The sequence below is a fragment of the Microbulbifer maximicatervae (SeqCode) genome, assembly GCF_052467955.1.
In genome coordinates this window covers 4052599-4076749 of record NZ_CP174329.1, presented here as the reverse complement: position 1 = coordinate 4076749, position 24151 = coordinate 4052599, and the positions used below count along the sequence as shown (strand labels likewise).

The window sequence follows — 24151 nt, the reverse complement described above, 5'->3', positions numbered from 1 at the left end:
ATGGGTGGGTTTAGTAGGGCGTGCAGTGGTATAGCGAATTACATCTGTCGGCCAGATGTGTAAGTTTGATCTGTATCATGTTTTTCTTGAGTTGTCATGTGTTGGATTTTAAGTTTTATTCTACCTCTATGGGTTGTCCGGTTTTTTGAAGTTTTTCTAGTAGGATGGGGATTGAGCCAAAGTCGGAGTCCCTTCTGGATCCTTTGATAAGTATTAGGTCTGAATCCTGGGAGAAATCAGCTAGATAGTCAACGAGAGGTGAAGCCTCTGAAAAATGTGGTCCTAAAATTTCTTCCGGTAATAACTCCCGGAGAAATTTCATTTCCTCACCGTGTGTTATTACCCAGTTAACATTGCTGTTGAGTAAGGGGTGAGTGAGACTTTCATGTAATTCTTGTGCTTTTTTACCTAAATGGACAATGCGACCTAGTACCGCAATTCTTCGTCCATTATTTTTTATTTTACTCTGAGAAAATACTGAGAATGCATTAATCATGGAGCAAACTTCAGCGTTCCAGCTATCATCAATAAGTGTTAGGGATTTACCTTGAATGTTTAAATTTTTTCTTTTTAAATGTCCCTCATCAAGTTCTAGGTCAAGCAATCTATTTGCGCATTGGGCTAGGTCTTTATCTAGCGCGTAAGCTGCACAAATAGCAGCTATGGCATTGTACATCATGCCAGTGCTGGGTGCGGGAACCTTTAATTCTAATCTTTGAGTTGGGAGCTGTAGTGTGACATTGCTTCCAGTTTCATCGGCATCAATATTTATTATCTTAACATCTGCCCTTTCTCCTTTGCCAAACACTATTATTTTTTTAGCATGTTTTTTTGCTTGCGAAAGAATATAGTCGAAGCACTTTAGGTGGTCCCCTAATATAGCTACTGAAGAATTCGTTAATCCGTCAAAAATGCACGATTTCCATTTCGCAGTGTCTTCAACTGATTTTATGCGATGGTTAGTTTGTGATAGACCAATTTCCGTAATTATAGATATAGTTGGTTTTATCTGTCTTGTGATGGGGCCTCGTTTCATCCATAATGCGCTCTGAGCCACTTCGATAACGGCAGCTTCATGGTCAGGATTTAGACTGGCAAGCATCGAAGGTGCGCCTACACGTGAGTTATAGTTACCTAAACTGGATAATATCTTTTCTTTGGGGCCCAGAATTTGCACAAGCATTTTTAGGGTGCTTGATTTTCCTGCAGTACCTGTAATGGCAATGACATCGCCTTGGAATCGTTTTCTGGCTGCTAATCCGAGCTCAATTATAACTTTTAATGGGTCTTCAACTTGAAGTACAGGCAGTTCCTTAGGTAATCCATCTACAGGGTGGGAAACAATGGCGCCAGCAATACGATGTGCAAATTCAGGAAGGGTTTTATGGCAGTCAAAGTAATTGGCAGATGGCTTTGAGCGCTGTTCGTGAAAATCTCTGTCTTTACTTGTATGAGCAACAAATAAGACAGGCCCCACTGCTTGGTCTAAAAATCCACTCCCAGAAATTACGCTGCGAATGTACCAATTTTCAGGTGGCGGCGTTAGCCATTTTCCTCCAGAAACTAGTTCAAGTTGTTGAGCATTCCAAGTCTGCATAGGCGTATGTTGGTATACAGCCGGAGGAAAATCTGTTTTGTATGTAGGAATTTGTGGCGGCTTCTTAGAAAAGTTTAGCTGTGTAATCATTCCGCCAACAATTACAGGCTTTACTTGTTGTGTGTTGGAAATAATACCTACGGCAAGTTGAAGGTGAACAGGCTTAATTTGATTGGCTGCCGGGGCCCTTAACCCATAAAAGTCACGGTAGATTCTTCCTGGTTCCCATCGAGAAGTGGGTACTTGCCAATCACAAGGATCGTGGTCCATCGCCTTTCCCCAATAAGGCATAGATGTTTCTTTGATTGGGATCGCTCGAAAATCTAAACGGAAATCCTCCTTTACCTTTTTATCGGTAGTCCAAAATGACTCTACCCATAACATTTGTCTAGTCTTTATTTCACGCGGAAAAAATCTTACTCCCAATAGTTTAAGCGGCCCGCATTTTATTGGGGGGATGCGAGCATCTAGGGGGACTTGATCTACAGTCCAATTAGGGTTCAATGGACGCTTTTCTCTAATTACTTCTCGTTTGTAATGGGTTTTAAGAAGATGGGGAAGTTTACGGTATTGCCTGTCTGGAGGTGACAGTAGAATGGTTCCGCTACCATCTGGATTTAAGGTCAGGTGTGTCCCCAGCTCTGAGCAAGCTTTCGAAAATCGTTGCGTAAGATCTTTTGCTACATCTCCACATAGTTGCTTACTGAAACCAAACCCAACACCTACGGGCACAAAAATGATTTTTTCTATTCCATTTTCGCTTAATTGGAGGCGAAAGATTCCACTATCGGCTAGGTTACGTCGGACCGCATCGAACAAAAGATCCCCAGCATCGTGGATAATAGGTCTGTCCTGATAAATTTCAATACCTTGTAGGTTATGTGCGCTGGTACCTAATATACCATCTGCTCCGGCATCGATAATGGCGTGGCCAATGGTTATTTCATCTTCGCTTGGTTTTGGTTCTCTGTTGTTTCCCCAATGAACAGCGACGAGCACGAGATGTGCTTTTTTGCGCGCTGCTTCAATCCTAGGCTTTAGGTTATCAAGCCAGAGGCTGGGTATGGTAAGTGGTAGATGAGCGCAACCAGGCGTACTTGGACCTGCGGCAAAGCGGGGCTGTGTGGCATCAATAGAGAAAATGGCGACGTTTAGCCGACCGGCGGGACGATATACTGGGGTAAGTGCTTCTTCGATATTAATACCTGATCCAGCGTAACCGATACCGGTTGCATCCAGCCAGTGTTGTTGCTCCAAAAGTGCTTTGCTTCCATAGTCCCCACTATGATTGTTTGCAGTAACAACGACATCAATACCGGCCTCCATTAACACGGATAGCATTTCAGGGCGGGCTCGGTAATAGTATGGGGATGACTCTCCCTTACTGATTCCTTGTTCGCCCTCAGTCCCTATCACACACTCTAGATTCACTACGCTTATATCTGCGTTTTTTAGGGCAATAATTGTGCCGAGCACTTTCTCGGTTCCAAATTGTGCCGTGCGATAATGTTGCCTTCGTGCCAAGTTTACGTCCCCCCCCCAAGCGAGCACAGGCAATGACTTGTGTGAATCGGCAGCTGGTTCGATAAGCATTTCTTGGTATGCCTCCTCAATATCCTCCGGTATATCTTTGGCGGCAATAAGATAATTTCGATAGGCGATAAAACCAGATAGATAGTGCTCGACATCATCAATACGAACTCTGAAAGCATGGTGCCGTATAAAAAAGCTTCCTAAGATTCGTCTGGGATTCTTGAAGTACATGGCTATTTCGGGCCAGAAATAGCCGTTTAGGAGGTACATTGCACGTTTGTGTAACGCTCTGTAAAAGTGCTTTAGATCTACCTGGTCTAGTAGGTACTGAAACTTGGGCTCTTTGCGTAAGCGAGTCACCATCTTTTCAGCAGCCATCATCAATTCAAGCAGAGTTGGGAAGGTGGTGATTCTATTTTCAACAAAATCCAAGTAACTGGAAAAGTTGCGAATACCGAACTGATAATACTTTTCTTCAGGGCGATATAGTGTCAGCTCATTGACACAGTAGCTCAGCCAGTGATCGTGGGCACGCCAGTGCTCAGCTCGGATAAAATAATTGAATGCCTTCTCGACCAATGTCAGCCAGCGGGAATCTTTAGTAAATCCGTAAAGACGCATTAAACCAAAGGCAGCTTCACCATCGTAATAGATGACTCTATGCTTGTCTTTAACTTGAAGTTCAGGATATTCAAGAACATGACAAAATTGCCCAGTGACGGCGTCTTGCATGTACTCCATACCAAGTGCCAGCTGCTCCATTAAATCGGAGTAGTGTTCGGTTTTTGTTACCTCAGAGTACTTTACTAGTGCCAGGAGTGATACAGCGTTGCCCCCTAATTTAATCTCATTATTCGACTCTACTAAAAATGCACCCATCTTCCCTGAAGGAAGGAGCGCGGATTGTATTAGCTTTTCTGTCAGGTACTTTAGTGACCGAAGGATGGAAGTCATCAGTGCTTTATCACCGGTTACCTCCCAGGCTTCAATCATCGCATAGGTACTGCTTGCATGACGCAAATTGTTATAGGTATCTATCTTCCGGTCGAAGCAGGCATGCCAACCATAGTGGAATGCTCCATTGTTTTTGACTTGGCTGCCCAGGTAATGGCTGCTTGTTTTAATTAATTTCGTAACAGTATTAGCATTTAGTTTTTCGATGATACGCCGACCAGCGTCTAATCCTGGACCATAGAGGCAGACGGGTTCACGTTTAGCTTCACAAAAAATCCCCTGAGTTGACAGAAGATATACTGGGCTGTCATCTGAAAAATCTAACTTGGTGTTTAGTCCAAAACGTTTCTTAGCATAGGCAAGGAAATTATTCTCGTTGATGATTACGTGATCGATCTGATTCCCGCCATAAAGCATGGCATTAGCATTGAGTTCCTGTTCAAGGAATGCGACATCACAGTTATCATCCAATGCCAGACCATAGCGAAAGTATGATCGTTTGGTATCTCTAAGTATTTGTTCCAGCCCAGCAAACGTCATTGCACTTTTTTGAGTTACCCAGTCAACTCTCAACCAGCAGGGGTTCACCCTGTGCGATTTTGCTGCACTTTGGATGATCTTTGCTAGGTCTTGCCATACCTCTGCAATATCTGCCGCCGTTTTATGTTTTACGATGGCACGCTTCTTTACATCGCTAATTGAAAAAAACAACGTATAAGGAGGGCGTTGGCTCCTCAATGCCTGCTCAACCTGAGCACGCACTTGAACGAGCATGTTGGATAGGGACATGTCGCGACTTATCTCTCTATTAAAAAAGCGTGGCAGTATTTTTTCTGCTGGTCGGCTCGGGTGCTTTTCCTGAACGAGTATAGACGGGGGTGAAGATTCTGCTTTTAGTGCTTTGTACTGGGGTGGTGGTGTGGAAAATATTTTTTTGTTTTATCTGTCAATTTGGGTTTTCAAAACAAATCTTGTCGGATAGTATTGGGTAACCGTATTCAGAATGATTGTTGTGCAACTCGCTCAGATTATTCTCTATTAACCTGTAATTAACAGTGTGGGTTAATACCAAGGTTTAGCCGTAGGGCAGGAGCATTTTCTGCCAAGAAGGAAACCCGGGATCTTATCATCTCGGGTTTTTTTGTCGGTAAATATAGGTTGTTTGTCTCAAATTCATCTTGCTTACTGAAACTCTTCTTTGTCTGCCTCTTAATTTTCTGAGGTAGGCTGCTTGCCCTCCCCCGAAAGATGGGCACCTTGGCCGAATAGTGAGAGAACCTTCGGGGTTTGTATTTGTACCAATATCTTACGGGCACTCGCCGAGTGGCCTTAGCGCCATTCTTTTATCTGGAACCAGCCAACTTAAACCATACAGGACAGGTGCCTCTATCGATTTGTTGGCAGTGAATCTATTGGAGTAGTAACCATGAACGGGAAGTGGTGGAGAAGCTTGAGGAGCTTCCCTCCGTTAGTTTGGATTATTTTATTTGGCAGTTTTTTTAGCCGTGGAACTTATTTTATGGTCTGGCCTTTCCTGGCCATCCTTCTATTTGAAAAGTTTCACCTCGGCGCGGCTGAAATTGGTTTGATCTTAAGTGCATCTGCCGTTGGTGCTGCTGTGTTGGGCTTCTTTACCGGTGCGCTATCGGATCGCTATGGGCGCCGCAATATGCTATTGCTTGGCTGTATTGTGAGTATTTTTTCCTTTGCCTTGTTGGCTGTGACGCAAACCTTGGCAGGATTTATCTGTGCGATGACCCTGTGTGCTATCGGTCGTGCGATGTGGGAGCCGCCGGCGAGTGCGCTGATAGGCGACTTAATTGACGATCAAGCCAGCCGTGAATTGGCGCTGCAATTCCGCTACTTCCTGATTAATGTGGGGGCCGCGCTGGGGCCGATTGTAGGTGTCTGGGCTGGTTTGAGTGCACAGCAATCCACCTTTGGGCTCACCTCTCTCAGCTACCTACTCTTAGCCCTGGCCTTTGTTTGGGGTTTTGCCAGAACCGAGAGCGGGCGTTTAGCGAGTAAGCAAAGGGATGCGGGCGTATCTCTGGGAAATACGCTTTCGGTATTGCGTCGTGATCAGGTATTTCTGGTGGTGATTATTGCGAATATTTTAACGCTGTTTATCTATGCGCATATGGATTCAAGCTTGGTGCAATACCTCACCCGCGCTGAAGCGCCGGGATTGGTGGAGCTGATATCCAGCATGATCTTTGTTAATGCGTCGACGATAGTATTACTGCAGTTTCCCATTATGAAGTTAATGGGGCCGCTGGCCATTAACACCCGTATTGTGATTGGGTTGGGTATTTTGTCGATCTCCCAGATTTGGTATGCCCTAAATCCGGTAGATTGGTTTTGGGGTTGGCTCGGAGCGACTTTTATTTTGAGTCTGGCTGAGGCAATTTTGTTTCCAACCATGAGCATTCAAATTGATCGGTTGGCACCATCCCATTTACGGGGTACCTATTTTGGGGCCTCTTCCTTTTATGCCATTGGCTGGTCGATGGCGCCATTAATTGGTGGAGTGATTATTCAATGGTGGAGTGGCCCGGCCTTATACGGCTTGTTAGTGGCGTTATGTGGAGTTGTGTTCGTGCTCTATCGCCTTACCGAGTATCTGTCTCGCCCTGAGTGGCCTGAGCCTGAGGGAACGGTAGTCGCGGATCGAGTCGCCAATGTGTCCTAGCAAGGGATACAGAATTTAAGGGCAAAAAAATACCCCCGCCAACTCTGGTCGACGGGGGTATTTTATTTTGTGATCGCCGGGAGATTAGATCTCGGCAGCGAGACGTGAGCCCTGGTCGATAGCGCGCTTGGCATCGAGTTCTGCGGCTTCATCAGCGCCACCAATCAGATGGGTGGTTACGCCGCGCTCTTGCAGAGCTTCATATAGCTTGCGTGCAGGCTCCTGACCGGCGCAGACAATAATATTGTCGACTTCCAGTACCTTTTCCTCTTCACCAACGCGGATATGCAGACCTTTATCGTCAATTTTGTCATAAAGGGCACCGGCAATCATCTCTACCTTGCGATGCTGCAAGCTGCCGCGGTGAATCCAGCCGGTGGTTTTACCCAGGCCCGCGCCCACTTTGGTGGTTTTGCGTTGCAATAGGTATACCTGGCGCGGAGAGCTTACTGCTTCGCGAGGCTTCAGGCCGGAGCGATTCTCCAGGGCAATATCGACACCCCATTCGTTGAAGAACTCTTCCTTATCGCTGGCGACCACTTCATCTTCAGTGGAGTGGGGGCCATCGTGGGTCAGGTACTCCGCTACATCAAAGCCAATACCGCCGGCACCGATAATGGCAACCTTCTCGCCAACCGGCTTCTTGTGCTTCAGTACATCCAGGTAACCCAGGACTTTATCGCTCTCAATGCCGGGGATCGGTGGAGTGCGCGGCTCGATACCGGTAGCAATAATCACTTCATCAAAAGATTGCAGATCTTCCGCTGTGGCGATGGTATTAAGTTTTACTTCAACACCGGTGACTTCCAGGCGGCGCTTAAAGTAGCGCAGGGTTTCCTGGAATTCTGCCTTGCCGGGGATCTGCTTGGCGATATTGAACTGGCCACCAATCTTATCGCTGCCTTCGAACAGGGTTACTTCGTGTCCACGCTCTGCGGCAACGGTAGATGCGGCCATGCCCGCAGGGCCGGCGCCGATTACAGCTACCTTTTTCACGTTGTCCGTAGGCAGGTAGTTCAATTCGGTTTCGTGACAAGCGCGGGGGTTTACCAGGCAGGAGGTCAGTTTCAGCTGGAAGGTGTGGTCCAGACAGGCTTGGTTACAACCGATGCAAGTGTTGATCTCGTCGGCACGGCCTTCGGCGGCTTTGTTGACGAACTCAGAGTCTGCCAGGAAGGGGCGTGCCATGGAGATCATGTCAGCCTGGCCGGAGGACAGAACTTCTTCGGCGACTTCCGGCACATTGATACGGTTGCTGGCGACTACCGGGATAGACAGGTGCTTTTTCACCTTGGCGGTGATATCGGTAAATGCCGCGCGGGGAACACTGGTGGCAATAGTGGGAACTCGCGCTTCGTGCCAGCCGATGCCGGTATTGATAATTGTGGCGCCAGCTTTTTCGATAGCCTGGCCCAGAGCCACTACTTCATCGAAGTCACTGCCATCTTCTACCAGGTCCAACATGGACAGGCGGTAAATAATAATAAAGTTCTCGCCGACGGCTTCCCGTACGCGGCGCACAACTTCGATCGGCAGGCGGATACGGTTTTCGAAGGAGCCGCCCCATTCATCGGTACGCTTGTTGGTGCGTTTCACGATGAACTGGTTAATAAAGTAACCCTCGGAGCCCATGATCTCCACACCGTCATAGCCGGCTTCGCGAGCCAGGGTGGCGCAGCGTACATAGTCATCGATCTGGCCTTCGATTTCCTCGCTGGTCAATTCGCGCGGGGTGAAGGGGTTGATCGGCGCCTGGATGGGAGAGGGTGCGATCAGGTTTTCGTTGTAGGCGTAGCGGCCGGTGTGCAGGATCTGCATACAGATCTTGCCGCCCTCAGCGTGAACAGCATCGGTGACTTCGCGGTGCTGCTGGGCTTCTTCCGAAGTGGTCATCTTCGAAGCGCCCTGGAATACGCCACTCTCTTCGTTCGGGGCAATACCACCGGTTACAATCAGGCCAACGCCACCGCGGGCACGTTCGGCAAAAAAGGCCGCCAAACGGGTGAAGCCATTGGGGTGTTCTTCCAGGTTGGTGTGCATGGAGCCCATCAGCACCCGGTTTTTCAGGGTGGTGAAGCCCAGGTCCAGGGGGGCAAGCATATTAGGGTAGGCTTGGGACATGGCAAATTTCTCTTCTTGTAACCTTTAGGGTTCATTTATGTATATGCAAAAAGGTGCATATCGTTGCCCAGCAGGATAACAAGACGGCCCACTGTGAAACAGTGACTTAACCGGTCGAATTCAGTGATCAATTACGGGCCCTATCTAACCTTGATGCGTCCCATTCTCATCTATAAATAAAGTGTTTTTTAAGGGTTCCCTGTCTCGACGTATACAGAGGCTCATTTACTCCTCTACCAAGCTTACCAACTTGTTTCGCAGCCATTGATTGGCTGGGTCGTCGTGTTGATTTTTATGCCACAGCAGGTGCCAGTCCATTTGCGGTATTTGAAACGGAAGCTCAAACAATCGGGCTGAGTACTGTCGCGCCAGGCTGGCGGGGACTGTCAGTGCCAGGTCGGTTCTCAATACCACTAACGGTGCGACCCGGTAGTGCTGGACCCTCAATTTCACATTGCGACGGCGCCCTAACTTGTTCAGGGCAATATCTTCCAGGCCAGGACCACTGCGACGGCTGGAGACATGGATATGTTCCAGCTTCAGGTACTGTTCCAGGGTAAGGCTGGCGGAATCCGCCAAGGGGTGATCGTGGCGCAACATACACAGGTAGCGATCGTTCATCAGTCGCTGTTGTTTTATCTGTGGGGAAGTGGGTACGGGAACATCCAGGGCAAAGTCCAGCGTGTTGGCGGCCAGTTCCTTGACCAGCTGCTCCCTTGGGACCTGGAAAGACTCGACAGTAATACCTGGGGCCTCCTGCTCCAGCACTTCCAGCAGCCTGGGTAAAAGGAAAGTCTCCGCCATATCGTTCATGGAGAGGCGCAAGGTTTTTCTGGCTTCCTGTGGCACAAAGTGACGCTGCTCGCTAAGGCTTGCCCCCAGTAGAGAAAGAGCTTCCTGGACCTTCGGCATAATACTTTCAGTCAGTGGCGTCGGTGCCATACCGGTGGGACTGCGAGTGAATAGTGGGTCGTCTAACGTACGGCGAAGTCGTGCCAGAGCATTACTGACAGCCGGCTGGGTGATGTGCAGTTGCTCAGCGGCACGAGTCAGGTTTCGGGTTGCGTATATCGCCTCCAGCACGGGAAAGAGGTTCATGTCGATTCGCTGTAATTGCATTGCTGCCACCGTCATCACTCTCATGAATGATTCAATATTCGCATAATAAACTTTGATGATTCAAATGCTGGGGATAGGGTTGGGGAGATCAAAAGGGGAGGGAAATAGGTGGCTGAATTTATTCTGGTACGTCACGGACAGGCTTCATTTGGGGCCGATGACTATGACAATCTCTCCGATACTGGCTGGCAACAGTCGCGCTGGTTGGGTGAATACTGGCGGGATAAGGGTATTCGTTTCGACCGGCTGCTGTGCGGCAACCTAACTCGGCATCGGCAAACTTTGGACGGTATTTGCGAGGGGTTGGAACTCCCCAGTGAAAATACTCGCAGTGTACTCCCCCAGCTTAATGAATTTGATTTTCTAGCGGTTGCCAAGCATTACAGTGAGCTATACCCGGATCAGGCACCGGGAGCAGGTGCCAGTCGCGCCGATTTTTATCGATTCTTGAAGCAGGGGATGCTGGCTTGGGCCGCCGGTGACATCAGTCCACCGGAAACCTGGTCGCATTTTGAAGCCAGAATCGCAGATGCGCTTAAAAACATTTGTGATAGCCCCAAAGGCAGCCGAACCTTGGTTGTTAGTTCGGGCGGTGCCATTGCCATGATGTTGACGCAAATATTGGGCGGCTCAACTTCCACCGTCGCCAATCTCAATATGCAAATCCAAAACACAGCCGTTAGCCGTTTATTTTTCAGTGCAGAAAATATCAGTCTGCACAGTTTCAATCATGTGCCGCACCTGGATCGGGATGGGCGTCACGAACATATCACTTACAGTTGATCGGGCAGGTAGCGATGGAATTTGAATACTCAGACAAGGTAAAAGGACTGCTGGAACGCCTGCAAAATTTTATGCAGGAGTATATCTATCCCGCCGAAGCGATATTTATGCAGCAATTGCAGGAGGATCGCTGGGGAGAGCCGGCGATTTTGGCAGAATTAAAGATTAAAGCCCGGGAAGCGGAACTCTGGAATCTGTTCTTGCCGGATTCCCGTTACGGTGCCGGGCTCAATAACCTGGAGTATGCCCCCCTGGCTGAGGAAATGGGGAAAGTGCTTTTTGCATCGGAGGTATTTAACTGTAATGCCCCGGATACCGGCAATATGGAAGTTTTGGCTCAGTACGGTTCTGAGGCCCAGCGGGAACAATGGTTAACCCCGCTTTTGGATGGAAAAATCCGCTCTGCCTTTGCTATGACCGAACCCCGGGTTGCCTCCTCCGATGCCACTAATATTGAAACGTCGATTACCCGCGATGGCGATAGTTACGTTATTAACGGCCACAAGTTTTATATCAGTGGCCTGATGAATAAACGCTGTAAAGTGATGATCGTGATGGGTAAGACCGACCCGGAAAATCCCAATCGTCACCAGCAGCAATCGCAAATCCTGGTGCCCACCGATACGCCTGGAGTCAAAATAGTTCGCCCGATGACGGTATTCGGTTATGACGATGCACCGGAAGGGCATGCAGAGGTGATTTTTGAAAATGTCCGGGTGCCCGCAAGCCATTTAATTCTTGGAGAGGGGCGCGGTTTTGAAATTGCCCAGGGACGCTTGGGGCCGGGCAGGATACACCACTGTATGCGGTTGATTGGCCAGGCACAAAGAGCGCTGGAGATGATGTCGGCACGCGCGGAGCAGCGCATTGTTTTTGGCCGCCCGATGAGCAAGCAGGGATCAGTGCGGGAAGATATTGCCAAATCTGCCTGCGAAATTGAGCAGGCACGCCTGCTGACTCTGAAGGCCGCTGCGCAAATGGATCGGTTGGGCAATAAGGCGGCCAAAGATTTAATCGCGATGATAAAAATTGTCGCGCCACAGATGGCTTGTAAGGTAATAGATCGCGCCATACAGATTCACGGCGCCGCGGGATTGGGGCAGGATTACAGTCTCGCCCATCACTATGCCTATGCTCGGACCATCCGTCTGGCGGATGGTCCCGATCAAGTCCATATGATGCAGTTGGGCAGAAACCTGGCTGCTCACTATGCCGCCGCGGAAAATCATGGAGGACTCAGTGACTGAGACGGTAAACAATTTGCGCAGCTCTGTGGAAGAGCTGCCTGTTGAGCGACTGCAAGAATATTTGTCCGGCAAAGTCGACGGTTTCAATGGGCCTGTAACGGTCACCAAATTTCCCGGTGGCCAGTCTAACCCCACGTTCAAGTTGCAAACCCCGGCGCGATCTTATGTTTTGCGGCGCCAGCCTCCCGGCAAGTTATTGAAATCTGCCCATGCCGTAGATCGGGAGTACCGGGTAATGTCGGCACTCGCCGATACTAATGTGCCGGTGCCCAAGGTATTGCACCTCTGTGAGGACCGGGACCTAATCGGTTCTATGTTTTATTTAATGGAATATTGTGAGGGCCGGATATTTTGGAATGCGGCACTGCCGGAAGTTGACGCCGAGCAGCGCAGCGCTATGTACGATGAAATGAATCGTGTACTGGCGGCCATGCACAGTTTGGATATTAATGCCGTCGGTCTTTCGGATTACGGCCGACCAGGTAATTATTTCCAGCGGCAGCTGGACCGCTGGAGCACTCAATATCGAGCCTCTGAGCTGGAGCCCATTGCCGCAATGGATGAGTTGATGGCCTGGTTGGGTGACGTTTTACCGGATGATGATGGGCGTATCGCATTGGTGCACGGTGATTACCGGCTCGATAATATGATTTTCCATCCTCAGGAGCCCAGGGTCATAGCGCTTTTGGATTGGGAGCTTTCCACACTGGGACATCCCTATGCCGACCTCGCTTACCAGTGTATGCAAATGCGAATGCCCGCCGGCAAAGACAAAATGTCCGGCCTATTAGGCTTGGATATAAAGGCCTTGGGCATCCCCTCCGAAAAAGAGTATGTGGCCAAATACTGCCAGCGAATGGGTATTGATGGGATTGATAATTGGCCGTTTTATCTGGCATTTAGCTTCTTTCGCCTGGCAGCGATTGTTCAGGGGGTGGTGAAGCGTGCAAAAGACGGCAATGCCTCCAATAAAAATGCGGCAAAACTGGGAGCCCTGGTAGAACCCCTCGCACAAGCTGCATTGGATATCGCTGCTAACGGTTAACTTTTTAAATTATAAGGATAAGAAATGGCAAAGAATATTTTTGATCTCTCGGGAAAAATTGCCCTGGTGACGGGTGCCAGTCGAGGTATTGGTGAGGCCATCGCAAAACTTTTGGCTGAGCAGGGTGCCCATGTTTTGGTTTCCAGCAGAAAAATTGAGGGGTGTCAGGCCGTAGCCGACGCAATTGTGGATGCCGGTGGCTGTGCCGATGCAATCCCCTGCCATATTGGCAACATGGATAATATCCAGCAGGTTATTGGCGATATTCGCGAGCGATTTGGTCGCTTGGATATTTTAGTCAACAATGCGGCAACCAACCCTTATTTTGGGCATATTCTTGATACTGATCTAGCGGCCTTCGAAAAGACGGTAGAGGTCAATATACGCGGTTATTTCTTTATGTCGGTAGAAGCCGGCAAATTGATGCGAGAGCAGGGTGGTGGCGTTATTGTAAATACCGCCTCAGTGAATGCCTTGCAACCGGGTGTAGGGCAGGGTATTTATTCAATCACCAAGGCGGCGGTAGTCAATATGACCAAAGCGTTTGCCAAGGAGTGTGCGCAATTTAATATCCGGGTGAATGCTTTACTACCAGGGCTTACAAAAACCAAATTCGCCGGGGCATTGTTTTCCCACGAGGATATTTATAAAACTGCGGTTGGCCATATTCCCATGCACCGCCATGCGGAGCCGGAAGAGATGGCGGGTACCGTTTTGTACTTGGTCTCCGATGCTTCCAGTTATACGACCGGCGAGTGTGTCGTTGTAGATGGTGGTTTGACTTCTTGTGGGGGGATTTAACCATGCATGATCCAATTCTCGATTTTAGCGATAAAGTCGCACTGATAACCGGTGCTGCCAGTGGATTTGGAAAATTACTGGCCGAGGAGCTTGGTTCTCGGGGCGCTCGTTTAGTATTGGGAGATATCAATGAAGAGGCTTTGATGCAGTTGGCGGACAAACTGGGAAGCCAAAATATTGCTGTGCGCGCCCAGCGCTGTGATGTTTCCCAAGAGTCTGATTGCGCGGCTCTGGCGCAATTGGCTCAGTCAGAGTTTGGACAGCTGGATATCGCAGTTAACAATGCCGGAATCGCGCCTCCGATGATGTCTCTCAAGCAGACAGATGAGGCCATGATGGACCTTCAGTACAACGTTAACCTTAAGGGTGTTTTCCTGGGGCTTAAACACCAGTTGCCCCTATTGAAGATGACCGGCGGAGCTGTACTGAATGTTTCCTCTATGGCGGGGCTGGGCGGCGCTCCCAAGATTGCCTCTTACGCAGCGGCAAAACATGGTGTGATCGGCCTGACCAAAACGGCAGCGATGGAAAACGCCAAGTACGGTATCCGTGTAAACGCAATTTGCCCCTTCTATTGCCTCACCCCGATGGTTACCGATATTGCAACTGAAGATGCCAGCCCTGAACAAGTTCAAGCGTTTCTCGCTGAGGGATGCCCGATGAAACGCCTGGGCAAGCCGGAAGAAGTCGTAGCGGCCATGTTGATGCTGGTTTCCCCAAAAATGACTTACATTACCGGGCAGGCACTGGCAGTAGATGGCGGCCTCTCGGCCTATTGAGGTTGGGAGTCGCTGAGAAAGCGAATAGAGAATCGAAAAGGAGCCTTCGATGCCTGTAGAAATTTCACCTGATCGCCTCGGCTATTACATTGGTTTTGAAACAGAGCCCACAGATTGGTTTGAAATTGACCAGCAGAGAGTTGATAGCTTTGCTGAGTGCACCTTGGATCGACAGTTTATTCATGTAGACCCAGAGGCCGCGGCGAAAACGCCTTTTGGGGGAACGGTTGCCCATGGTTTTCTATCACTGTCACTGCTGCCTTATTTTGTAGGGGCTCTACAGATAACGGTTACAGGTGCTTATATGGGGGTGAATTATGGTTTGGATAAAGTCCGCTTTATCAACCCGGTAAAGACCGGTAGCCGGGTGCGCGTATTTGGGAAAATACTGGATATTATGGAGAAAAAAGAGTCCCACTATCAAATTAAGCTGATGGTAACAATGGAAATAGAGGGTGAGGCGAAGCCAGCTTTAGTTGCAGAGTGGATTTTCCTACAGATTACCTAGTGGGATCAGTATCAGGCCGGACCACCATGTTTCTAAGTCGCAGAGGAAAGTGGTGGTTTCGATCTGTTTGAGAGTTGTTTAAGGCGAGTTTACAAAAATGTTTCTTCTTGTTTAAGGGTGTTGAGACCCATGCGAACAATGTTCAAGTGAGAAGCGGGAATACCTTTTTTGTAGTACTCACCAGTAAAGTCAAACTGTTGGACTTCGATAAATGGTGAGAATAGGGTGCATCCCCAATAGGGGTTTATACCCCACCAGCCATATTTTCCAGCGGTTCTGGGGTTTCTTTGAAAGAAGTTGTAAGCCCTTTTGATATTGTCATATTTGAGTTTGAATTTTCTTTTGTCATTGATGCTGTGGGCATCAAATATCACCAGGCATTGTATAGAGATGCCTTGCCGGCCAAGTGCATTGGCGATTTTTATCGCAGCATTTCCCCCTCTGCTGTAGCCAAACAATATCGTTGCTTTTTTGCGCGAAACCCCATTTTTAAGGTAACGGTAAATAGTGAGCTTTCGAGTGTGGGAGAATATCCGCCCATGAAGTTGGTTGATTACTGACTTTAGTACCGGATTTTCTCCGGCAGAAGGACCACCGGCACCGTAGATGCCCACCACAGTGTAGTGGCTAAGTTGGGACTGTATGGGGAGTGAGAATTCGAATTGGCCGCTTGAACTTGATATCAGTTGTTTCTAGCTCCTTGAAGCCGTGCTCGATAAAATCCGGCAGTGACGCTTAGCACTTTTACGTAATTCATCGGGTAGGGATTCTTCACTTGCATCCTGCTGTTCTGCCCGCCAATAGTGGCACAAGGCAACATACTCGCCACTATTTACCTGATTGCGTAGTGCGAGCCAGGGATCTGGTGCTGGGGTAACTGCCATCACAGTTTCTTTCCAATCCCTTAACGCCGGCTCGTACAAATGCTGCTCGGTGGAATTTGCTTTGTGAGTGAAGGCACCCAGGTGTTGGGCTGGATGAAGAAGCAATAGCAAGGCGGTTACCAAGCTACAACTTACTGTTGCACGAGAGAGTAGATGATTGACGTTTACTTTCGGCTTATAGGTTTGGGCTGTTTTATATAGATCGTCATCCAGCTGCTGCGGGGAAGTCAACGTCTCGGCTTCTTTAAAATATTGATTTTCCCAATTGCTCATAGCATTAACTCGATTACTCTTCGATAACTTCTACTTGCCAAGGTCTTCTCTCCGAACCGTATATCGCTTCGTCCAGTGCGGTTCGGGCGCGATGATATAGGGTGCGGCATTTATTGAGAGAGAGCTGCTCGATGTCAGCCACGGTTGCCAGTGGCAGCTTGCATTCCATATGCAGTAATAAAACATTGCGCAATTGAGAAGGTAAATTTTGAATCGCTGCGAGAATTCTATTCTGCTGGGGAGACTCTTGCGCGGATTTCTTCGAACTGGAAAATTCCTCAAGCTTGAGCAATTTATTGACTTGGATGTAAAGCCAACTCTTAAGCAGGCGCCCGTGCAATTCTGGCGGATTTTCCAAAAGACCATGCCAGAGTTTTTGCAAGAGTAAAGTGGATGAAGACGGCGCCATTTGCATACAGTAGCGATACAGGGAATCTTTATGACGGCCGTAGAGTTGACGGAACACAGCAGGTTTGCGCGACTCCTTGTAGTATTGGAATAGCGCCTCGTCAGATAGCTGGCGTAACTCTTTGAGAGACAATGTCTTGAGCCTCCGTACGCAAATTATCCCGCCTCGAACCACTGGCCGAGTATTGGTTTATGCGGCGTCAATAAAGAAGATTGTAGTATGGTTCTGCGTCGCAATTATTCTCTGGCCAGTACTTATAATTTCAGCCGATGTCACGGTACGACAGATACGAATCTTCGGGCTTGCGAAGTATAGTTGCCCCTGGTTTGAGAGGTGGTTGCTCGGGTAAGGGCCAACGCCAGATTTATCGATAGGTGATGATGCGCCTAATTAAGCCATCAAACGTCAAAAAGAGGCTTGCTCCGGCAAGGGTAGTGGCAATTGGACAGGGCCTTGCCCCGCCCGGAGGTCTGTGAGTCGCAGGCCTACCCCAAGAAGGCGGATGGGAGCAGGGCGTTTTTCCCGACACTCCTGCAGTAGCTGGCGGAATTCAGAAATGCGCCCGGCACGGCTGCTGCGCTCGTGGGTGCTGGTAGTAAAATCTGCGTACTTTACTTTAACGGTGGCACCATTTACTTCGTAACGATCGCCGAGTTTTTCCAGCCGCTCCAGCAGACGCATATACAGCTCTGTCAGCTGTTCCAGCCATTCGTCAAAACTGGATAAGTCTTCGCGAAAGGTGCGCTCGACACTAACACTCTTGCGGGAGCCATCGCCGCTTACCGGGCGATCGTCAACACCACGGCAAAGGTCGTAAAGGCGGCGGCCAAATTTGCCAAACTTCTTACTCAGTTCAACTTGTGAAAAATTGCGTAAATCCGCGCAAGTGCGAATGCCTTGTCGATGCATTTTCTCTGCGGTCACCCGTCCCACTCCGTGTATTTTGTTGATAGGCAGGCGCAAAACAAATTGATCGACCTCGCTCGGCGTAATGACTGTCAATCCGTCAGGCTTCTGCCAATCACTGGCAATTTTGGCCAGGAATTTATTCGGGGCCACCCCGGCAGAAATAGTGATACCCAGGGTATCGCGCACCCTTTGCCGGATTTCCTCAGCGATTAGAGTAGCGCTGCCGTGGCAGCGGCCACTGTCGGTGACATCCAGGAAGGCTTCGTCCAGAGATAGGGGCTCAATATCATCGCAATAGTCGAGAAATATCTCCCGTATCTGCCCGCTGACCTCCCGGTACTTAGCCATGTTACCGGGTACTACAATCAAATCAGGGCACAGTTTCTTGGCCTGGGCGGTAGGCATTGCGGAGCGAACCCCATAGCTGCGGGCTTCATAGTTGCAGGTAGAGATCACTCCGCGACGGTCGCTACTGCCTCCAACGGCCAAAGGGCGTCCACGGAGATTGGGATCGTCACGCATTTCGACCGCAGCGTAGAAGCAGTCACAATCACAGTGGATAATCTTTCTCATGCTGTGATTATATACAGTGTTATGTCGTGCCAGAAAGTAATTTATGCCACTTGGACACCCGGCGATGACAGGTAGGTGAATAATGAGCAGTATTCCGTTGGTCGAGCACCCAACTTCCGATGATGTAGCCAGGGTTTTTGCTGAGATTGATGACGAGCTGGGGGGAATCCCCAGTCTGTTCCGTGTCTACGCCCAACACCCGGGATTGCTTGAGGCAAACTGGTACAAGTTTAAGACGGTGATGATTCACGGCTGTTTGTCGGCGCAGCTGAAAGAAGCCATTGGCCTGGCAGTCTCAGCCGATAACCACTGTGACTATGGCATTTACCATCACAGTATGTCCCTGCAAATGCTTGGGGTGGAAACCGATGAAGTGATGCGGATTCGCACTGACCCCAAGCATGTGCACTTTTCTGAAAAAGAGCACGCCCTGTTTGACTTGGCGCGCAATGCCAACAGCGCCCCTGATGACCATCGCGAGCACCTGATTGCCGCTGCGCGAAAGCTCGGTGCCGGTGATGATGAGATTCTTGAGGCATTGGGCGTAATGGAGATGGTACTGGGGGCCAATCACATTGCTGAAGTGCTCAGCCTGGCGCCGACCCGAGTGCCTCACAAGAAGTAATAACAGGCGCCCTTGGGCGGCTGTTCTACTTGGGTCTGCCGAAAATTAGTGCCAGCACAAACATCACAAGGAAAATAAAGAAGAGAATCTTGGCTATTTCAGTTGCGGTCGAAGCGATGCCACTAAAGCCAAAGAAGGCGGCGATCAGCGCAATAACCAGAAAGGTGACAGCCCAGCGCAACATAAGAGGCTCCCAATAGAGTGGAGGGAGCCTTGGGCTCCCGTTCCGCTAATTGATAGAGTCCCGCTCCACAGGTTCCAAATGGTCGCCTGCTTTCATCAGGGTTAGTTGCTCCAGTGTGGCAAACTGGAAGCCCTTTTGCCTGAGTTGCGCAGTAATGAGGGGCAGGGCCTCCATTACCTGATGGTGCTGACCATACATGGGATGCAGCAGAACCACACTTCCGTCTTTTGCCTTTTGGGATATATAGTCAGCTGCGACTTGAGCGCCGCCTGCTTGCAGTTGCTCAGTAGGATCGATATCCCAGTGAGCAATCTTGAACTGGTGATCGCTTAAAAGCGTGCCCAGCTCGTCAGACATCTTTCCGTGAGGAGGGAGAAACATGGGCTTGCTGGTATAGCCATTACTTTGTAGTAGCCGACAGGTTTTTTTAATCTCTTCCCTGGCACTACTCAAAGGCATCTGGGAAAGGTTTGTGTGTGAGTAACCATGGTTACCTAACTGATGTCCAGCCTGAATGATTGCCTGGGTCTGTTCCGGGTACCTTTCCATTTCCTGCCCTGTAGGGAAAAAAGTGGCGGTCACGTCCAAAGATTCGAGCCGCTTTAACAGTGGCTCGGTTTTGTCGGGGGAGGGCCCCTCATCAAAAATAAGCGCTACCCATTTATCCTTGCCGGTAATTGCCTGGGCACAGATTGAAAATACAAAAAGCCAAATGCAAATAGCATTAATTATTATTTTCATTTTTTGGGTTTTCCACAGATAGAAAAAAAGCCGTCAATGACGGCTTTTTTTCTTTGAACTTGTTTAGCGCTCCAGCTGGTCCAGCTTGCCCTTCTTGCCGTCCCACTCCTCGGCATCCGGTAATGGGTCTTTCTTCTCTGTAATATTGGGCCATACCTCGGCGAGTTCTGCGTTCAACTCGATAAATTCCTGCTGATCGTCCGGAACCTCATCCTCAGAGAAAATCGCGTTGGCGGGGCACTCCGGCTCACACAGGGCGCAGTCGATACACTCGTCTGGGTGAATTACCAGGAAGTTGGGGCCTTCGTAAAAACAGTCTACCGGGCAAACCTCTACACAGTCGGTGTATTTACACTTAATGCAGTTTTCCCCAATTACGAATGTCATGTTTGTCCCTCGATAGTGCCACTGAATTCTTCGTGCAGCGGATTTTATCAATTACTGGCGCGAATTGTAGTGGCTTTTCAGTCGATTTAGTTCACTGTTTATAACAGGATGAATTGGGCGACTAGAGTCGCCCGGTCTTTTACTTCAGTAACTTGCGTAAAGAATAGAGCGCTTCCAGTGCCTGGCGTGGCGTCAAATCGTCTGGATCAAGCTCCTCAAGGGCATCCACGGCCGGGTGGCTCGGGCTGCCAAACAGATCTACCTGCTGGGGGGAACCAGGGCCCGCAGCCATTGGCACAGCGGCTTCTTCCGGCTCCTGTTTGGGGGCCGATGCAGGCGTAGCAATAGGAGCTGGCACATCTACCGACTGGGCGCCGGCTTCCAATGCTGCCAAGCGCGCGCGGGCCTCGGTCAATACATCACTGGGGATACCGGCCAGTTTGGCCACCTGCAACCCGTAACTTTTAGAGGCGGGCCCTTCCTGGATGCGGTGCAGGAAGACAATTCCCTCGCCGTGCTCGGTGGCATCCAAGTGGATGTTGGCGGCTTCAGGGCACTGGTTGGGCAGGTCAGTCAGTTCAAAGTAATGGGTGGCGAACAGCGTAAAGGCGCGCACTTCCCCTGCCAGGTAGTGGGCACAGGCCCAGGCCAGGGACAGGCCGTCGTAAGTGCTGGTACCACGGCCAATCTCATCCATCAGTACCAAACTGTGCTCGGTGGCATTGCGCAGGATATTGGCGGTCTCGGTCATTTCCACCATAAAGGTGGAGCGGCCACCGGCCAGGTCATCGGCACTGCCGATGCGAGTGAAGATACGATCCAGCAAGCCGATCTGGGCACTGTCGGCGGGTACGTAACTGCCACAGTGGGCCAACAGGGCAATCAATGCTGTCTGGCGCATATAGGTAGATTTACCGCCCATATTCGGACCGGTAATTACCAGCATGCGGCGGTCGTCGTGCAACTCAATATCGTTGGCCACAAAGGGCTCGTCCAATACCTGCTCCACCACCGGGTGGCGCCCGCCGGTAATATGCAGGCCTGGCTCAGTGCCCAGTTCTGGGCGGCACAGGCGCAAATCGTCAGCGCGCTCGGCCAAGCATGCCAGCACGTCTAATTCGGAGATACCCGCAGCAGCGGCTTGGAGCTCTGCCAGGGACTCATTCAGCTGATTGATCAGCTCTTCGTACAGCGCCTTTTCACGAGCCAGCGCGCGGCTCTTGGCGGAGAGCGCCTTGTCTTCAAACTCCTTTAGCTCGGGCGTGATAAAGCGCTCTGCATTTTTCAGGGTCTGGCGGCGAATGTATTCAGCTGGCGCCTTATCGCTTTGCCCGCGACTGATTTCAATAAAGTAGCCGTGCACCCGGTTGTAACCCACCTTAAGGGTGGGAATACCGGTGCGCTCTTTTTCCCGCTGCTCCAGTTGCACCAGGTAATCGCCGGCGTTTTCACTGATAGCGCGCAGCTCGTCCAGTTCTTCGTCATAACCGGCAGCAATAACGCCACCGTCGCGAATTACCACCGGAGGGTTTTCAATAATGGCATCTTGCAGCAGCTCTACGGTTTCTGGCCACTCGCCGATCTGGCTGCACAATTCACTCAATAAAGTTGCGTCAGATTCCGCCAACTGTTGCTGAATTTCCGGGAATTGAGCCAGGGACTGGCCCAGGCGAGCCAAATCCCGAGGGCGTGCAGAGCGCAGTGCCAAACGGCCCAGGATTCGCTCCATATCGCCCACAGGTTTGAGGGCATCACGCAGAGGCTCAAAGCCATAATCGGCAATTAATGCTGCGATGGCATCCTGGCGGTTGCGCAAGGTAGTCAGCTGGCGCAAGGGGTTGTTAAACCAGCGGCGCAGCAAGCGGCTACCCATAGCGGTTTTACAGCTATCGAAGACCGACAATAGGGTATTGTCATCGCCACCGTTCAGGTTCAGATCAATCTCCAGATTGCGGCGGCTGGCACCATCCAAGGCGACTGTCTCATCACCACTTTCCGTCAGCAGGCCGCGAATATGGGGCAGCTCGGTACGCTGGGTGTCCCGTGCATATTGCAGCAAGCAGCCGGCAGCGATCACAGCACCGTGCATATGGCTACAACCAAAGGCCTCCAGGTTCATGGTGCCGAATTGCTGGTTGAGCAGACGCAAAGCGCTCTCCAGCTCGAACTCCCAAGGTGCCCGGCGGCGCACGCCCGCGCGGCGTTCGATTTCAATCGGCAGGCTAAGCTCTTCCGGCGCAAGCAGTTCAGCGGGATTGTGGCGCTGCACCTGCTCGGCCAGAGCTTCCAGAGTATCTGTTTCCTGAACCACAAAACGACCGGTTGCCAGGTCCAGCAGTGCCAGGCCAAATACATCGCCCAAGTGTGAAATAGCAGCCAGGAGGTTATCGCGGCGATCGTTGAGAAGTGCCTCGTCCGTAACCGTGCCCGGAGTAACAATACGTACTACTTGGCGTTCAACCGGCCCCTTACTGGTGGCGGGATCACCGATTTGTTCACAGATGGCAACGGAAACCCCAGCTTTAATCAGCCGTGCCAAGTAGCCCTCAGCTGCATGGTAGGGAATACCGGCCATGGGGATAGGTTCCCCCCCGGACTTGCCACGGGCAGTAAGGGTGACATCCAATAGCTCAGCCGCCTTCTTGGCATCATCAAAGAACAGCTCGTAAAAGTCCCCCATGCGGTAGAACACCAGCTCTTGAGGATGCTGGGCCTTGATGCGCATGTATTGTTGCATCATGGGGGTGTGTTCGGGTTTCGCGGCCTTGGTCTTGTTTGCGGTTTTTGGCATTTTTTCTAAGAAAATCAGTAAGTTACAAAAGTGTTCGCAAACCCCAAGAGCCCCGCAGGAGTGGCGGCCGGCTCAGATTGGGGTAGGGGGCAGGTTTCCTCGGGGGCTTAATAAGCAGAAGCGTTCGATCAAATAATGAACGGCAAGCCCAAACCTGATGTTCCTGAAGCATGCAATCGGGAAAGATCTGAACAGAAAGGTCCAGGCCAAAGTTCGAAGGGCTTCTTTATAGGGGGCGCAGAATAGCAGAGTGGGGGGCAAACCACTATGGATGGCTTATCAACTGCAAGTGAAATGGCCAGCAGCGACCCTGTGATTTTATGAGAGCCTTGTAGGGAAGCGGGACGTTTTCGTCTTTGAGGTAGGGATCGTCACTTTTCTTTGCTCTAATGAATCTGCTGCTGATCTCAACAAAAAAGATTCCTGACTCAGTAAGGTCGAGTACTAAGCAAGCCAATTCTTTACGCGGTAGCGCATCCCTCCAGCTGGGACATATGTGCATAGTAGGCTGATGAAATACAGTACTGATAATTAAGTCCTGCTTCGTATATCAGAATTCAAAAGACGCTGCTCCTATTTCTGGGAAAAATTCTATAACTTGTTGATTTTTAAAGGATGTGAAAAGTGATATAAAGCAGGGAGAGCGCGGAATTATAAAGACGCTGCTTTATATCTACTTGTTTCGTTTCGTGACACTCAATGTATTTTTTTGATTTTATTGGGTTTTTAAGCGGGCTTTGATTGAGGGCGGTAGAATTATATAGAAGGGTGATATATAGACGCTGCTTTTGAATTAACTGTTACATGCCTTAGGAAAAATTGTGTCTAGTCAAGAGGATGTATGTAAAAGATTCAATACTCTACCTTTTCCTTGCATGGGTAAAGAGAAGCTAGGTATTGCTATCGAAACCATTGGCAAGGTCCCAATCAATGGCTTGCGACATAATCCAGAAAACGGAACATGTGGTTGGTATATTTGGTGCGGCGAAGAAATGTCTCAAGATGCAGATTTTTTCAAGCCATTGCACGTTAGACATATCTCAGAATATTTACCTGAAGTGGAGCAATATCTTGCATTGCCGCCGGGTTATAGATTTTTAATAGCTGGAGAGTATGTGGATGTTTGGCATGATCCACAGCTCACCAGCATGTAACAAGTAAAGGCACCCGACGTCAAAACTGCCGCTTCGCTTTAG

The 24151-nt window shown here is 49.8% G+C and carries 20 protein-coding genes; 9 read left to right on the top strand and 11 right to left on the bottom strand.

What is annotated here, in order from left to right:
* Window positions 1–115: 115 nt before the first annotated feature.
* Window positions 116–4873, bottom strand: a complete 4758-nt coding sequence (locus ACJJI5_RS17550; RefSeq protein WP_445354776.1) for a CapA family protein — start codon at window positions 4871–4873, stop codon at window positions 116–118.
* A 637-nt stretch (window positions 4874–5510) separates the two neighbouring features.
* On the opposite strand from ACJJI5_RS17550, the gene ACJJI5_RS17545 reads away from it, so the two are divergent.
* On the top strand, window positions 5511–6776 hold the full coding sequence (locus ACJJI5_RS17545) for an MFS transporter (protein ID WP_445354775.1): 1266 nt from the start codon (window positions 5511–5513) through the stop codon (window positions 6774–6776).
* A gap of 84 nt (window positions 6777–6860) precedes the next feature.
* Here the strand turns inward: ACJJI5_RS17545 and ACJJI5_RS17540 are convergent, their stop codons facing one another.
* Window positions 6861–8897, bottom strand: a complete 2037-nt coding sequence (locus ACJJI5_RS17540) for an oxidoreductase (protein WP_413664906.1) — start codon at window positions 8895–8897, stop codon at window positions 6861–6863.
* Between the two features lie 225 nt (window positions 8898–9122).
* Complete coding sequence (locus tag ACJJI5_RS17535) at window positions 9123–10016, bottom strand: LysR family transcriptional regulator (protein WP_444905975.1); 894 nt, start codon at window positions 10014–10016, stop codon at window positions 9123–9125.
* Between the two features lie 108 nt (window positions 10017–10124).
* Here ACJJI5_RS17535 and ACJJI5_RS17530 point away from each other — a divergent pair, with 108 nt between their 5' ends.
* Genes ACJJI5_RS17530 through ACJJI5_RS17505 form a run of 6 tightly spaced genes read left to right on the top strand, consistent with a single transcriptional unit; the run spans window position 10125 to window position 15179 of the window.
* Window positions 10125–10799: a histidine phosphatase family protein gene (locus ACJJI5_RS17530; protein WP_445354774.1), complete on the top strand. Its 675-nt coding sequence runs from the start codon at window positions 10125–10127 to the stop codon at window positions 10797–10799.
* A gap of 14 nt (window positions 10800–10813) precedes the next feature.
* Window positions 10814–12046, top strand: a complete 1233-nt coding sequence (locus tag ACJJI5_RS17525) for an acyl-CoA dehydrogenase family protein (RefSeq protein WP_413664908.1) — start codon at window positions 10814–10816, stop codon at window positions 12044–12046.
* Window positions 12039–13091 (top strand): phosphotransferase, encoded by a 1053-nt coding sequence (locus tag ACJJI5_RS17520; protein WP_445354773.1) that lies wholly within the window; start codon window positions 12039–12041, stop codon window positions 13089–13091. The genes ACJJI5_RS17525 and ACJJI5_RS17520 overlap by 8 nt, the downstream gene beginning before the upstream one ends.
* A gap of 24 nt (window positions 13092–13115) precedes the next feature.
* Window positions 13116–13892, top strand: coding sequence for an SDR family oxidoreductase (locus tag ACJJI5_RS17515; RefSeq protein ID WP_282931833.1), 777 nt, complete (start codon window positions 13116–13118; stop codon window positions 13890–13892).
* 2 nt (window positions 13893–13894) lie between these two features.
* On the top strand, window positions 13895–14671 hold the full coding sequence (locus ACJJI5_RS17510; RefSeq protein WP_444898124.1) for an SDR family NAD(P)-dependent oxidoreductase: 777 nt from the start codon (window positions 13895–13897) through the stop codon (window positions 14669–14671).
* A 49-nt stretch (window positions 14672–14720) separates the two neighbouring features.
* Window positions 14721–15179, top strand: coding sequence for a MaoC family dehydratase (locus tag ACJJI5_RS17505; RefSeq protein WP_445354772.1), 459 nt, complete (start codon window positions 14721–14723; stop codon window positions 15177–15179).
* Between the two features lie 89 nt (window positions 15180–15268).
* On the opposite strand, the gene ACJJI5_RS17500 is transcribed toward ACJJI5_RS17505, so the two are convergent.
* The 4 genes from ACJJI5_RS17500 to dinB form a co-directional block, all read right to left on the bottom strand.
* Window positions 15269–15796, bottom strand: a complete 528-nt coding sequence (locus tag ACJJI5_RS17500) for a hypothetical protein (protein ID WP_445354771.1) — start codon at window positions 15794–15796, stop codon at window positions 15269–15271.
* 75 nt (window positions 15797–15871) lie between these two features.
* Window positions 15872–16336, bottom strand: a complete 465-nt coding sequence (locus ACJJI5_RS17495) for a hypothetical protein (protein WP_444898121.1) — start codon at window positions 16334–16336, stop codon at window positions 15872–15874.
* Window positions 16337–16349: 13 nt separating this feature from the next.
* Window positions 16350–16877, bottom strand: coding sequence for an RNA polymerase sigma factor (locus ACJJI5_RS17490; RefSeq protein WP_445354770.1), 528 nt, complete (start codon window positions 16875–16877; stop codon window positions 16350–16352).
* 273 nt (window positions 16878–17150) lie between these two features.
* The gene (gene dinB, locus ACJJI5_RS17485) at window positions 17151–18227 is read right to left on the bottom strand and encodes a DNA polymerase IV (protein ID WP_445354769.1); all 1077 of its coding nucleotides are present in this window, start codon (window positions 18225–18227) and stop codon (window positions 17151–17153) included.
* Window positions 18228–18309: 82 nt separating this feature from the next.
* On the opposite strand from dinB, the gene ACJJI5_RS17480 reads away from it, so the two are divergent.
* Complete coding sequence (locus ACJJI5_RS17480) at window positions 18310–18852, top strand: carboxymuconolactone decarboxylase family protein (protein ID WP_444898118.1); 543 nt, start codon at window positions 18310–18312, stop codon at window positions 18850–18852.
* A 25-nt stretch (window positions 18853–18877) separates the two neighbouring features.
* Here ACJJI5_RS17480 and ACJJI5_RS17475 read toward each other — a convergent pair whose 3' ends face one another.
* The 4 genes from ACJJI5_RS17475 to mutS form a co-directional block, all read right to left on the bottom strand.
* Window positions 18878–19036 carry a DUF1328 domain-containing protein gene (locus ACJJI5_RS17475; protein WP_282931841.1) on the bottom strand — a complete coding sequence of 53 codons (159 nt, stop codon included), beginning with the start codon at window positions 19034–19036 and terminating at the stop codon, window positions 18878–18880.
* 45 nt (window positions 19037–19081) lie between these two features.
* Window positions 19082–19777 (bottom strand): polysaccharide deacetylase family protein, encoded by a 696-nt coding sequence (locus ACJJI5_RS17470; RefSeq protein WP_445354768.1) that lies wholly within the window; start codon window positions 19775–19777, stop codon window positions 19082–19084.
* 63 nt (window positions 19778–19840) lie between these two features.
* Complete coding sequence (gene fdxA / locus ACJJI5_RS17465) at window positions 19841–20164, bottom strand: ferredoxin FdxA (protein WP_108732342.1); 324 nt, start codon at window positions 20162–20164, stop codon at window positions 19841–19843.
* Between the two features lie 139 nt (window positions 20165–20303).
* Window positions 20304–22955 (bottom strand): DNA mismatch repair protein MutS, encoded by a 2652-nt coding sequence (gene mutS, locus ACJJI5_RS17460; RefSeq protein WP_445354767.1) that lies wholly within the window; start codon window positions 22953–22955, stop codon window positions 20304–20306.
* 821 nt (window positions 22956–23776) lie between these two features.
* On the opposite strand from mutS, the gene ACJJI5_RS17455 reads away from it, so the two are divergent.
* Window positions 23777–24109, top strand: coding sequence for an immunity protein Imm33 domain-containing protein (locus tag ACJJI5_RS17455; RefSeq protein ID WP_444932599.1), 333 nt, complete (start codon window positions 23777–23779; stop codon window positions 24107–24109).
* The last annotated feature ends 42 nt before the right edge of the window (window positions 24110–24151 follow it).